At 69.3% G+C, this 11,804-nt stretch carries 14 protein-coding genes; 4 read left to right on the forward strand and 10 right to left on the reverse strand.

All coding sequences use genetic code 11. From position 1 onward, the window contains the following. Positions 1–323: 323 nt before the first annotated feature. Complete coding sequence (locus DL519_RS31890) at positions 324–836, reverse strand: DinB family protein (RefSeq protein WP_190820304.1); 513 nt, start codon at positions 834–836, stop codon at positions 324–326. 84 nt (positions 837–920) lie between these two features. Continuing rightward, complete coding sequence (locus tag DL519_RS31895) at positions 921–1,562, reverse strand: FABP family protein (RefSeq protein WP_190820306.1); 642 nt, start codon at positions 1,560–1,562, stop codon at positions 921–923. A 186-nt stretch (positions 1,563–1,748) separates the two neighbouring features. Between DL519_RS31895 and DL519_RS31900 the strand changes: the two genes are divergently transcribed. Further along, the gene (locus DL519_RS31900; RefSeq protein WP_223839811.1) at positions 1,749–2,555 is read left to right on the forward strand and encodes a class I SAM-dependent methyltransferase; all 807 of its coding nucleotides are present in this window, start codon (positions 1,749–1,751) and stop codon (positions 2,553–2,555) included. 93 nt (positions 2,556–2,648) lie between these two features. Here the strand turns inward: DL519_RS31900 and DL519_RS31905 are convergent, their stop codons facing one another. The 7 genes from DL519_RS31905 to DL519_RS31930 form a co-directional block, all read right to left on the reverse strand. Next, on the reverse strand, positions 2,649–2,948 hold the full coding sequence (locus tag DL519_RS31905) for a DUF1416 domain-containing protein (protein ID WP_168585723.1): 300 nt from the start codon (positions 2,946–2,948) through the stop codon (positions 2,649–2,651). A gap of 120 nt (positions 2,949–3,068) precedes the next feature. Beyond that, positions 3,069–3,917 carry a sulfurtransferase gene (locus DL519_RS31910; RefSeq protein ID WP_190820308.1) on the reverse strand — a complete coding sequence of 283 codons (849 nt, stop codon included), beginning with the start codon at positions 3,915–3,917 and terminating at the stop codon, positions 3,069–3,071. Between the two features lie 30 nt (positions 3,918–3,947). Continuing rightward, positions 3,948–4,397, reverse strand: a complete 450-nt coding sequence (locus DL519_RS31915) for a DUF4395 domain-containing protein (protein WP_190820310.1) — start codon at positions 4,395–4,397, stop codon at positions 3,948–3,950. A gap of 107 nt (positions 4,398–4,504) precedes the next feature. Next, positions 4,505–4,579 (reverse strand): putative leader peptide, encoded by a 75-nt coding sequence (locus tag DL519_RS50460; protein WP_350945149.1) that lies wholly within the window; start codon positions 4,577–4,579, stop codon positions 4,505–4,507. 236 nt (positions 4,580–4,815) lie between these two features. Continuing rightward, a complete protein-coding gene (locus tag DL519_RS31920) occupies positions 4,816–5,259 on the reverse strand; it encodes a TlpA family protein disulfide reductase (RefSeq protein ID WP_190820312.1) in 444 nt (147 codons plus the stop codon). Continuing rightward, positions 5,256–6,059 (reverse strand): LmeA family phospholipid-binding protein, encoded by an 804-nt coding sequence (locus DL519_RS31925; RefSeq protein ID WP_190820314.1) that lies wholly within the window; start codon positions 6,057–6,059, stop codon positions 5,256–5,258. Before DL519_RS31925 ends, DL519_RS31920 begins: the two co-directional genes overlap by 4 nt. Before the next feature lie 57 nt (positions 6,060–6,116). Further along, the gene (locus DL519_RS31930) at positions 6,117–6,875 is read right to left on the reverse strand and encodes an alpha/beta hydrolase (RefSeq protein WP_190820316.1); all 759 of its coding nucleotides are present in this window, start codon (positions 6,873–6,875) and stop codon (positions 6,117–6,119) included. Between the two features lie 189 nt (positions 6,876–7,064). Here DL519_RS31930 and DL519_RS31935 point away from each other — a divergent pair, with 189 nt between their 5' ends. Further along, positions 7,065–7,817, forward strand: coding sequence for a winged helix-turn-helix transcriptional regulator (locus DL519_RS31935; protein ID WP_190820318.1), 753 nt, complete (start codon positions 7,065–7,067; stop codon positions 7,815–7,817). Positions 7,818–8,118: 301 nt separating this feature from the next. Here DL519_RS31935 and DL519_RS31940 read toward each other — a convergent pair whose 3' ends face one another. Further along, a complete protein-coding gene (locus tag DL519_RS31940; RefSeq protein WP_190820320.1) occupies positions 8,119–9,348 on the reverse strand; it encodes an APC family permease in 1,230 nt (409 codons plus the stop codon). 141 nt (positions 9,349–9,489) lie between these two features. On the opposite strand from DL519_RS31940, the gene mshD reads away from it, so the two are divergent. Both mshD and pstS read left to right on the forward strand, forming a co-directional pair. Continuing rightward, a complete protein-coding gene (gene mshD, locus DL519_RS31945; RefSeq protein ID WP_263399833.1) occupies positions 9,490–10,437 on the forward strand; it encodes a mycothiol synthase in 948 nt (315 codons plus the stop codon). 220 nt (positions 10,438–10,657) lie between these two features. Beyond that, positions 10,658–11,773, forward strand: coding sequence for a phosphate ABC transporter substrate-binding protein PstS (gene pstS / locus DL519_RS31950; RefSeq protein WP_190820324.1), 1,116 nt, complete (start codon positions 10,658–10,660; stop codon positions 11,771–11,773). Positions 11,774–11,804 lie beyond the last annotated feature (31 nt).

Here is an 11,804-nt window from a genome sequence, read left to right on the forward strand (position 1 = left end):
GGACCCTCGGATCTCGACCGGACCCCGGACCCCGGCCCTGGACCCTCGGATCTCGACCGGACCCCGGACCCCGGCCCTGGACCCTCGGATCTCGACCGGACCCCGGACCCCGGCCCTGGACCCTCGGATCTCGACCGGACCCCGGACCCCGGCCCTGGACCCTCGGATCTCGACCGGACCCCGGACCCCGGCCCTGGACCCTCGGATCTCGACCGGACCCCGGACCCCGGCCCTGGACCCTCGGATCTCGACCGGACCCCGGACCCCGGCCCTGGACCCTCGGACCTCGACCGGACCCCGGACCCTCGGACCTCGACCCCTGGTCAGCCCATCGTCTTCTGGCCGTCGATGGTCTCGCGGATGATGTCGGCGTGGCCCGCGTGCTGCGCGGTCTCCGCCGCGATGTGCAGCAGCACCCGCCGCACCGTCCAGCGCTTGCCTTTCTCCTCCTGCCACGGGGCGTCCGGCAGCTGGTGGGAGAGGTCCAGGTCCGGCACGGACGCGACGATCTCGTCGGTCCGCGCCGCCGCCTTCTCGTACTCCGCCAGCAGCACGTCCAGCGTTTCCTCGTCGGTCGGGTGGAAGGTCGCCGCCTGCTCGGCGAACGCCGCCTCGTCGTAGGCGTCGAACGCGCGGCCGTTGCGGATGAAGTCGGCCCAGTTCAGCTCGACCGCGGTCACGTGCTTGATCAGCCCACCGAGGCACAGCTCGCTCTTGGTGGGCCGCAGGCGGGCCTGCTCGTCGGTCAGGTCCTTCACCGTGTGCCGCAGGAAGCCGCGGTGCGCTTGCAGGAGTTCCAGGATGTCGGCGCGCTCGCCGGTCAGGGTGCTGGTCATGCTTCGCCCACCTCAGGTTTCGTAGCTCGATTGCGTTGAAATCTAACCGGGGGGCCTGACAGGAACGGCGGATCTGCGCCTGGCTCAGCCGACGATGCGGTCGAGCTTCGCGGAAAGGCGCGGCTGCAGCTCGTGCTCCGAGGTGGCGCGCTCTTCGACGTAGGCCAGCGAGCCCTCGACGACGCCGTACAGCCGGCTGGCCGCGGCGACGTCCTCGCTGGTCGGCGTGCGCAGCACCGCGTCGGTGCCGAACTGCCAGGTGGTCTGGCTCTGCGGCTTGCCGAAGAACATCTCGGCGACGCCGGTCTCGTGCAAGATCAGCAGTTCGATCGTGTCGTCCGCCTGCGGGCGCCAGAAGCCGACCTCGCGGAACGCGGGCGCGACGACCTTGCCGCCCTCGCCGTCCAGGCGCCACGCGCGGCTCTCGTAGGTCAGGAACGGGCGGCCGTCGTGCGCGAGGGTGACCTGCTGGATGAAGCGGTACGGCTTGTCGAGCGAGGGGTGCGATGCCTCGCCCTCGCCGCGCCACACGCCGACCAGCGGCAGCAGCGCGAGGCAGGCGTCGTTCAGCGACGGGCCCATTCGCAGGTTGGCGGTGTCGCCGGTCCCAGGCAGATCGTCGAACTCCGGCACGTTGCGGTGCCGGGTGTGCTTGGCGCGCTCCGCAGCCGCGGCGACCGCGGCATCGCCGCTGCCGCGCTGTGGTTCGTTCGGCGTAGCAGTCATCGCGTCGAGGTTACCGGTCGCGCCGGATCAGTCGCTGTACAGGCGGTACACCACGTAGCCGGCGAACCAGACTGAGGCGACCGCGGCGAGCCCGACGAGGGTGACGAGGCCGTAGTGCAGGAAGTCGATAAGTTCCACGCGCAAAGGATAACCACCGCGACGCCCGCGCGGAGTGTGGCGTCGGGCATGATCTGCGGCGGGTACCGCGCCGAACTGCGCCGAACCGATAGCAGGGACGGGGATCACATGGACTTCGAGACGTTGCGCGAGCGCGCGCTGACCTTCCGCGAGGACCTGCTGGAGCGCAAGGGCAAGATCGCGCCGGCCGACTTCGGTTGGTACCCGTACGACACGATGGCGAACATCTTCCACCTGGACGCGCTGCTGACCGGCGAGCAGCGGTCGGTGTTCGACCGGATCGCGGGCACCCGCGTCGCGGACATCGGCGCGGCCGACGGCGACTTCGGGTTCTTCCTGGAGGCCGAGCTGGGCTGCCAGGTGGACGTGATCGACAACGGCCCGACGAACTTCAACGAGCTGCGCGGCGCGCGGCGGCTCGTCGAGGAACTGGGCTCCGGCGTGCAGGTGCACGAGATCGACCTGGACTCGCAGTTCCGGATGCCCGCTGAGCGCTACGGCGCGGTGTTCTTCCTCGGGCTGCTCTACCACCTGAAGAACCCGTTCTTCGTGCTGGAGCAGCTGGCCAAGCACGCCGACCTGTGCTTTGTGTCGACCCGGATCGCGCAGGTCGCGCCGGACGGCACCCGGATCCAGCAGCAGCCGGTGGCGTACCTGCTGGACCCGGCAGAGGCCAACAACGACGCGACGAACTTCTGGATCTTCAGCGAGACGGGCCTGCGGCGGCTGTTCGACCGCACCGGCTGGGAGGTCGTGGACTTCACGACGGTCGGCTGCCGGGAGGATTCCGACCCGCGCTCCCAGGACCGCGACGAGCGGGCCTTCGCTCTCCTCCGCGCCAAGACCACCAACTGACCGAAGCGGTCCCGATCACGCGGAAGCGCGAAGGGCACCTCCGAGCGAGCAAGTCGCCCAGAGGTGCCCTTCACCTCGAAAAATCCAGTTTGGTCAGGCGACCGCGATGTCCACCGCGTGGACGCCCGGGCCGGAAGTGGTGACGTCTGCCTGGCCCTTGCCGTCGCGGTGGAGGGCTCGGACCGTCCAGGCGCCGGGGGCGGCATAGAAGGTGAAGCCACCCTCCGGGGAGGACACGACCTCCGCGGTGAACTCGCCGGAGGAGTCCAGCAGGCGGACGAAAGCCCCGCCGACCGGCTGGTCTCCGGCACGTACCTTGCCCGTCACGACGACCTGGTCGGTGTCCTCGGCGACCGCCGTGCCCGACTGCTGCGGCGCTCCGCATCCGCTCATGCTCAACGCTCCTCGATCTCGTTCTTCGGTTCCTGCCAGCTGCCGGTTCGGTTCCCGTGAGCGGTTTCGGGCGCTACAGCACCGAAAACCGCTCACGAGCCCGGACCGGCACCGGGTTCGTCAGTTCTTGGCCTCTTCGGCCGGGTTCGCGATCGGGACGCCGACCAGCGAGCCGTACTCGGTCCACGATCCGTCGTAGTTCTTGACGTTGGTGTTGCCCAGCAGTTCGCGGAGCACGAACCAGGTGTGCGAGGAACGCTCGCCGATGCGGCAGTAGGCGATGGTGTCCTTCGCCGTGTCGAGCCCGGCTTCCCCGTAGATCTCCGCGAGTTCGTCGTCGGACTTGAAGGTGCCATCCTCGTTCGCGGCCTTGCTCCACGGCACGTTGATCGCCGACGGGATGTGGCCGGCGCGCTGCGCCGACTCCTGCGGCAGGTGCGCCGGGGCCAGCAGCTTGCCCGCGAACTCGTCGGGCGAGCGGACGTCGACCAGGTTCTTGTTGCCGATCGCGTCCACGACCTCGTCCCGGAACGCCCGGATCGAGATGTCCGGCTCCTGAGCCTGGTAGGTGGTGGCAGTCTTGTTCGGCTCGTCCTTGGTGAGCTCGCGGCCGTCGAGCTCCCACTTCTTGCGGCCGCCGTCGAGCAGCTTGACGTCGCCGTGCCCGTACAGCTTGAAGTACCAGTAGGCGTACGCGGCGAACCAGTTGTTGTTGCCGCCGTACAGGATCACCGTGTCGTCGTTGCTGATCCCCTTGGCGGACAGCAGCTTCTCGAAGCCCTCGCGGTTGACGAAGTCACGGCGGACGTGGTCCTGGAGCTCGTTCTTCCAGTCCAGCTTGATGGCGCCCTGGATGTGCCCGCCGTCGTAGGCGGTGGTGTCCTCGTCCACCTCGGCGAACACCACGCCGGCGGTGTTCAGGTTCTGTTCGGCCCACTCGGTGGAAACCAGGACCTCTGCGCGGCTCATCGAGCGACTCCTTCGTTGATCTTCGGTGGTTCAGCAGGTGTCTGATGTGGACGCTCCGACAGGGGCGGCGCGCCGGAGCAACAGGTACATCTGGCAGCCGAGGCAGTATCCGAACACCGCGTTGAGCAGCGCCGCCACTAGGGCGAAGGTGTTCGCGACGATGCCCAGGGCGGTCCACTCCGCGGCGTAGCCGACGGTGGCCACCAGGGCGAAGGCGAAACCGACGCCCTGGGAGAACCGGACCGGTGCCGGATCTTCCCACTCGGCCGGGTCGATCGGCGCGAGGCGCGGTTGCACTGCCTGCCGGTACACGAAACCCCACGGGTTGAGCCGCATTCCGATGAATGCGCACATCCCGAATAACACCATCTGCGTGGCGAGCACCCGCCAGCTGGTGGTGACCAGTCCGAGCGCGAGGATCGCGCTGGTCATCGCGGCGGTGAAGCGGACACCGCGCGGGTCGAGCGTTGCGGCAGACATGGGGCCTCCTGACTAGTGGACTTCGACTGCCGAGTCCGTCAGGCGGGTTCGGACGCACCCAGACCGGGGCATGAGCCGCGCAAGGTGCAAGACGTACTACCGCCCGGTCAGTGCCCGCAACACAGGCTGCTACCCACGCGGCAAAGATCCACCGCGCGCCTCCGGGTCAGCAGTACATGCACGGCTCGGAGGTTACCGGCTAGACCGATCGGCGGGAAGGTTGTTCACTAGGTGAGACGCCGGTCGGGGTGCAGGTGGTGCGAACGGCGTGCTCACCTCCGCTATCGGCGTGAACGGTCCGTTCGCTTCGTGTCGCTGGGGTGGGGGTGCGCGGTGTGGGGTGGTGCGCGGTGTGGGGTGGTGCGAACGGCCTGTTTGCTTCTTCTATCGGCGTGAACGGTCCGTTCGCCCCGAACCCTCATGCCAGGTGCGGTTGGAGGGCAGTGGCGAGTTCGTCGCGGCGGGGGACGCCGCCGACGCGGAACAGCTCCCGGCCCGCGCCGTCCAGCACGAGCGTCGTCGGGGTGCGGTGCACCCGCAGCGGCGTTGACCACTCCGGGTGATCCGTGAGGTCGACCTCCACGTGGCGCACGCCGTCGGTGCGCTGGACGAAGTCGGCCAGCAGGATGCGGGTGTGCCGGCACGGCGCGCAGAAGGTCGTCGACAGCTGCAGCAGCGTCACCTTCGCGTCGTCGTCGTCCGGGGCGTCGGCGAGCCGCTGGCGCAGGCTCTCGGGAAGCTTGTCCAACACGTTCCCCTCTCCGGTCTTCGCACGTACCTTGCCCTCCCGGGCCTGCCACACCACGCCGAAGACCAAGGCGACGACCACGGCGATCAGCAGTGCCCAGGTGCCCGCGTTCACCCGGTGCTCACCCCGCTGGAGCTGACGGTCACGTTTTCAGCGGTGCCCTCGACGACCAGCGCGCCCCGCTCGACGCGCACCGCGGTCGGGTTGATCTCGAACGGCAGCACGCCGGGGTCGAGGGAGGTGCTGAACTGCTTGAGCACCGACTGCTCGAACAGCTTCGGCAGCTCGATCCGGCCCAGCGCGCTGTTGTTCAGGTCCAGCTTCCGCGGCTCGATCTGCATCTTGCCGTTGACCAGCGACAACACCGCGATCACCCGCACCTTGTTGTCGGAGCCGGCGATGTTCACGGTGCCGTCCAGCTGAACCACGGCCTTGGTGTCGTCGGTGCCTGCGGTGAGCTGCTCGTCCGCGCTGCTGACGTTGCCGTCGTCGTCGGCCAGCGCGTCCTTCTGCGCCGACTCGATCGTCAGATCCTGGATGCCGATCAGCCGGGCGATGTCGGAGGCCTTCAGCTTCACCCGGGCGACCAGCTGGTCGATGGTGAAGTGGTCAGCCGTCCCGGACAGCACGTCGGCGGTGGACACCCGAGCGCCGTGCAGGTCTGCTTCGATGCCGACCTCGTTGAGCTTCCCGACCTGCACGGCGTTGGCCGCCAGTTGCACGTCGCGGTAGTTCCCGGCGATGGCCTGGGTGAGGAACGGGAAGCCGTTGATCCGCACGTCGGGGTTCTCGCGCAGCTTGAGCTGCTCGGCGACCTTCTTCGACACCTGGTACTCGGCGATCGCTGCGGCGCCGAAGTCGGCACCCACCAGGAGGCCGACGGTGATCACGAGGGCGATGGCGAGCTTCTTCACCGAGCGGTCCGTTCTGGTCGGGGCAGGGCAGGATGGCCGGCGGTTATCCGCGGAGCGCTAGCGACCACCACGATCGGGTGGCCCCACTGTATCGGCCGCCCACCCGGCGATGCGGTCCACCAGTTCGGGGCTGGTCGCGCTCTCGGCGTGTCGCATGCCCGGTTCCAGCCACAATGCGCCCCCGCCTGCCTCGCTGAGCGCGACGGCGTCGGCCACCGGGAAATAGTGATCTTCGTCACCGTGCACGATCAGCAGTGGAACCTGGATGCGCGGAACCAACTCGATCGGCGAGACCGGCACGTCCGGCCACGGCGGGGCGAGGCGGACGCCGAGCAGCCGGGCGCTCCACCGGCCGTGCGGCTGCTCGAGCAGCCAGTGCACCCTGCGCATCGCGGGCGTGTCGCGGACCCACCAGCGCGCCGGGCTGCTCACCGAGATCACCGCGTCCGGCGGTGCGGACAGCGCCGCGTGGCGGAGCACCACCGAGCCGCCCAGCGAGAACCCGACGGTGACGATCTTGCGGCAGCCGAGCTCGCGGAGGCGCTCGACGGCTGCGGCGATGTCCAACGCCTCCGCCGGGCCGACGGTGGTGCGGCCACCAGAACGGCCGTGGCCGCGGAAGTCGACCGCGAGCACCGGGGCGTGAGCGGCCAGCCGCTCCAGCACCCGCCGCACGTAGGGCTTGCGGACGTGGTTGGTGAAGCCGTGGCCCACGACGAAACCGAGGTCTGCGGGGAGCCCGGGGCCGGGGTAGAGCAGCCCGCGCAGCGGCGTGCCGTCGGCGGCGGCGAGCGTGACCCGGCACACGTGACACATGCCCGTAACAAATGGTCGCCTGCCGTTCATAAATGTGATGCCGCCGGTTGGAGCTGGGTTTTTCCGCCGCATTTCGGTTATTCTCCTTGCCATCCACAGGCAACGACGCCGAGTCGTCCGCATCCGTGCGGATGGCCACTCTCCCACCGGTCGTCGGTGTTTCTAGCCTTGGGAACGGAGGCCCTTCGGATGAACTCCGAGCTGCTGCTGCTGACCAGCGAAGAAGACTGCGAGGCGGTGTTGCCCTCGCTGGCCCTGCTGCCGCACCGGGTCCGCACCCTGCCCGCCGACCCCGGCGCGCTCCTCTTCGGCGGCGCGCACGACGTGATCGTCGTCGACGCCCGCAACGACCTGGCAGGTGCGCGCGACCTGTGCCGCTTGCTGGCGGCCGGGGACGTGCCGGTGGTCGCGCTGGTCAACGAGGGCGGGCTGGTCACGATCAGCGCCGAGTGGGGGGTCGACGACATCCTGCTGCCGACCACAGGACCGGCCGAGATCGACGCCCGCCTGCGGCTGCTGGTCTCGCGCCGCAACAGCGCCGGTAACAGCGGCGACGGTTCGCTGAGCGTCGGTGACCTGGTGATCGAGGAAGCGACCTACACCGCGCGGCTGAAGGGGCGGGCACTGGAGCTCACCTACAAGGAGTTCGAGCTGCTCAAGTACCTCGCTCAGCACGCGGGCCGGGTGTTCACCCGGGCCCAGCTGCTGCAGGAGGTGTGGGGTTACGACTTCTTCGGCGGCACCCGCACCGTCGACGTCCACGTGCGGCGGCTGCGCGCGAAGCTCGGCCCGGAGCACGACTCGATGATCGGCACGGTCCGCAACGTCGGCTACAAGTTCGTCCGCCCGAACCGCCACGGCGGCCGGGTGGCCGCGGAGTCGGCCGAGCTGGAGGGGGCGGAGTTCGAGGCCGCCGAATGCGAGACGGCCGACGCGTACTGATCCACCCGCGAGGCACCTCCGGCCACCCCGGCCGGAGGTGCCTTTGCGCCTTCCGGGAGATTCCCGGCGCGAATTGCTGATCTTCGTCTGAGGTGAGAGTTTTTCCGATCTTGCCCGGAAAATTGGCGAACGATCTTCGTGTGGTCGTACTTCCGATTCGGGTGAATTCGGGACTCATCCGGGATCGTCACCGTCCAGGGCGCGATTTCGCGAGAAATTGACCGTCACCCGGGTGAACGTCGATTTCTCGCGAAATTGCGCCGGCCCCGGGTGACGGTGCCGGGCGTTGATGATCGCGGCGTCAAGGCCTGGAGCGGTGGCGCCAGGCCCAGACGGCGGTGCCGATGGCGAAGCACGCGATGCCGCTGAGCACCGCGGTCCAGGGCAGCGCGAACGCGAGGACCACGCAACCGACGAACCCGAGCACCGGCAGCGCGCGCGGGAACCAGCGCTGGTCGCGGGGCAGGGTGAACGCCGAGGCGTTGGCGATCGCGTAGTACACCAGCACCCCGAACGACGAGAACCCGATCGCACCCCGCAGATCGATGACGAGCACCAGCGCCACGACCGCCACGATGACCACCAGCTCCGCGTGGTGCGGAGTCGCGAAGCGCGGATGCACCGCCGCCAACGGGGCCGGCAGATCGCGCTCCCGGGCCATCGCCAACGCCGTCCGGCCCACGCCGGCGAGCAGCGCGAGCAACGCGCCCAGCGCAGCAACGCCGGCACCGAACACCGCAACCGGCGCCAGCTGCGACAACCCGCCGGCCCGAACCGCATCGGCCAGCGGAGCCGACGACGCCGCGAGGCCCGCCGGGCCGAGCGCCACCAGCAGCGAGACGGCCACCACGACGTAGAGGCACACCACGATCCCGAGCGCGATCGGGATCGCGCGGGGAATCGTGCGCTGCGGGTCGCGGACTTCTTCGCCGAGCGTCGCGATGCGGGCGTAGCCCGCGAACGCGAAGAACAGCAGCCCGGCGGACTGCAGGACGCCCAGCGGCGCAGGCGGCGGGGACGTCGAGGCGGCAACCGAGGCGCCACCGAGCCACACCGCGAGCAGCGTGCACGCGAGCGCCGCGAGCGTCAGCGCGAGCAGGATGCGAGCGAGCTTGGCGGTGCGGGTGACGCCGACGTAGTTCACCGCGCCCAGAGCCGCGGCGAACGCCGCGGCGACGGGCTTGGGGGCGGCCGGGGCGAGGTACTCGGCGGCGGTCAGGGCCATCGCCGCGCACGAGGCCGTTTTTCCGAGCACGAAGCCCCAGCCCGCGAGGTAGCCCCAGAACGGACCGAGGCGTTCGCGGCCGTAGACGTAGGTGCCGCCCGCCGCCGGGTACTTCGCCGCGAGCGCCGCAGAGCTGCTTGCGTTGCAGAAGGCGATGATCGCTGCGACGCCCAGGCCGATGATCAGCGCCGCCCCGGCCGCCTCGGCGGCCGGGGCGAAGGCGCTGAACAAGCCTGCTCCGATCATGGCGGAGAGGCCGATCACCACCGCGTCGGCGGTGGTGAGCCGCCGGCGAAGTTCAGTCACGCGTTGCTCCTGAAGATGTCCGCTGTCGAAGCCCACGTGCGCAACCGGCACTGCCGGTGCCAAGGACGGAGTTCGAGGACAAGTCTTAGCGTTCCGATCGCGTCAACCGCAAGGTTCGTGGGTAACGTCGAGGGCGTGCAGCTGACTTGGCGAAATGGACTGGACAGCAGTGAAGCGGCCGAGGTCATGGCCTTGCTCGACAAGACCGAGCAGGCGGACGGGGTGGCCCCGGTCGGCGAGCACGTGATCTTGCGGCTGAAGGCGCACCGGGACGTCGTCCACCAGATCGAGCCGGTGCAGGCCGACGTGCGTTCCGAGCACTTCGTGGTGCGCGACGCCGGCAGCGTCCTCATCGGATACGCGCACCTGGACACCGAGCACGAGAAAACCGCCGGGCAGCTCGTCGCCGAGCTGGCGGTGCACCCTGACCACCGCCGCAAGGGCGCCGGCGCCCGCCTGGTCGAGGCGCTGCTGGACCGCGCCGAGCTCTCCCCGGAATCCGCGCCCGACCTGGGCCGCCTGCGGATCTGGTCGCACGGCGAGCACCCGGGCGCGGTGCGACTCGCCGAGCGCTACGGCCTCAGCCGCCCCCGCGAGCTGTGGCGGATGGGGCGGGAGCTCGTCGAGCCGGAGCTGCCCGAGGTGGCGACCGCCGAAGGCGTGTGGATCCGCACCTTCCGGCCTGACCGCGACGAGGCCGCCGTGGTCGAGGTCAACCACCGGGCCTTCTCCTGGCATCCAGAGCAGGGCGGCATGACCGAGCAGGACCTGCGCGCCAAGGAGCGCGAGGAGTGGTTCGACCCCGCCGGGTTCTTGCTCGCCGTGAACAGCGACGACGAGCTGCTGGGCTTCCACTGGACCAAGGTCCACCCGGGCGGCATGGGCGAGGTCTACGTCGTCGGCGTCGACCCCGATGCGCAGGGCGGAGGATTGGGTCGGTCACTCACGGTGGCCGGGTTGCGCCATCTCCGCGACACTGGTTGTCATCAGGTGATGCTTTACGTCGAGGGTGACAACGCGCCCGCCATCAGGGTCTACCAGCGGTTGGGATTCGAGAAATGGGACACGGATGTGCAATTTGGGCGCTGACCGAATGTAGCCGTGACTCACCGGATCACCTACGAACCGGGCCAGTTTTCCCTCCGGTGGAATGTGGGCCTGCTTACTTAGCGTGCCTTGTTCACCTGTCGTTCACTTCGATGGCGGTGATCGTCCACCCCGACTCCTTAGCGTCCCTGTCGAGCGGCAACAGCACGGGCCCGCGCGGGCTCGGCCGCGCAACCGCAGGGTTTCCAACTGGAGGAACGAAGTGAAGATCAAGCGGCACAGCGCTGCGTTCGCCGTTCTCGCCGCGGGCGCGCTCGTGCTCGCCGGCTGCGGCTCCGACCAGAACGCCCCGCAGGGCGGCGGCAACCCCGCCCTCGGCGGTGTCCAGGTCGATTGCGGCACCAAGCCGGTCTCCGCGGAAGGCTCCTCGGCGCAGAAGAACGCGATGGACGTCTTCGCCCGCGACTACGGCCTGAAGTGCCAGGGCCAGCAGCTCAACTACACGAAGTCCGGCTCCGGTAAGGGCGTCGCCGCCTTCACCGCCGGCCAGATCGACTTCGGTGGTTCGGACTCGCCGCTGAGCGAAGAGAAGGGCGAGGTCGCCAAGGCCGCCGAGCGCTGCCAGGGCAACCCGGCCTGGAACCTGCCGATGGTCTTCGGCCCGGTCGCGATCTCCTACAACCTGCCCGGCGTCACCGACCTGACCCTCAACGCCGACGTGATCGGCAAGATCTACCAGGGCCAGATCAAGAAGTGGGACGACCCGGCGATCAAGGCGCTGAACCCGAACGCGCAGCTGCCCGCCAAGGACATCGTGCCGTTCTTCCGCTCCGACGAGTCGGGCACCACCGAGAACTTCCAGAAGTACCTGACCACCGCCACCGGCGGCGCCTGGACCGGCAAGGGCAAGCAGTTCCAGGGCGGGCCGGGCATCGGCCAGGGTCGCGACGGCAGCGACCAGGTCGCGCAGTCGGTGAAGGCCACCGAGGGCAGCATCACCTACGTCGAGTGGTCCTTCCCGAAGAACCTCGGCCTGGGCATTGCCAAGATCGACAGCGGCGCCGGCCCGGTCGAGCTGACCACCGCCAACGTCGGCAAGGCCATCGAGAACGCCGAGATCAAGGGCGAGGGCAACGACCTGCGCGTCAACCTCGACTCGATCTACGGCAACAAGGCCCCGGGCGTCTACCCGATCGTCCTGAACACCTACGAGATCGTCTGCTCCAAGGGCTACGACGCGGAGACCGCGAAGGCCGTCAAGGCGTTCCTGACCGTCGCCGCCAACGCCAACCCGCAGGAGCTGGAGAAGGCCGGCTACGTCCCGCTGCCGGAGTCCTTCAAGGGCAAGGTCCTGACTGCCGTCAACGCCATCTCGTGAGTAACCCGGTTCGCACCTACCCAGGGCGAAC

Source organism: Saccharopolyspora pogona (genome assembly GCF_014697215.1).
GTDB lineage: Bacteria > Actinomycetota > Actinomycetes > Mycobacteriales > Pseudonocardiaceae > Saccharopolyspora > Saccharopolyspora hattusasensis.

Bases quoted from the DNA above. Each gene is read 5' to 3' on its own strand.
- DL519_RS31915 (WP_190820310.1), bottom strand. From the start codon at position 4,397: ATGTCTGCCGCAACGCTCGACCCGCGCGGTGTCCGCTTCACCGCCGCG.
- DL519_RS31905 (WP_168585723.1), bottom strand. From the start codon at position 2,948: ATGAGCGGATGCGGAGCGCCGCAGCAGTCGGGCACGGCGGTCGCCGAG.
- DL519_RS31930 (WP_190820316.1), bottom strand. From the start codon at position 6,875: ATGTGTCACGTGTGCCGGGTCACGCTCGCCGCCGCCGACGGCACGCCG.
- DL519_RS31935 (WP_190820318.1), top strand. From the start codon at position 7,065: ATGAACTCCGAGCTGCTGCTGCTGACCAGCGAAGAAGACTGCGAGGCG.
- DL519_RS31890 (WP_190820304.1), bottom strand. From the start codon at position 836: ATGACCAGCACCCTGACCGGCGAGCGCGCCGACATCCTGGAACTCCTG.
- DL519_RS31895 (WP_190820306.1), bottom strand. From the start codon at position 1,562: ATGACTGCTACGCCGAACGAACCACAGCGCGGCAGCGGCGATGCCGCG.
- DL519_RS31900 (WP_223839811.1), top strand. From the start codon at position 1,749: ATGATCTGCGGCGGGTACCGCGCCGAACTGCGCCGAACCGATAGCAGG.
- DL519_RS31910 (WP_190820308.1), bottom strand. From the start codon at position 3,917: ATGAGCCGCGCAGAGGTCCTGGTTTCCACCGAGTGGGCCGAACAGAAC.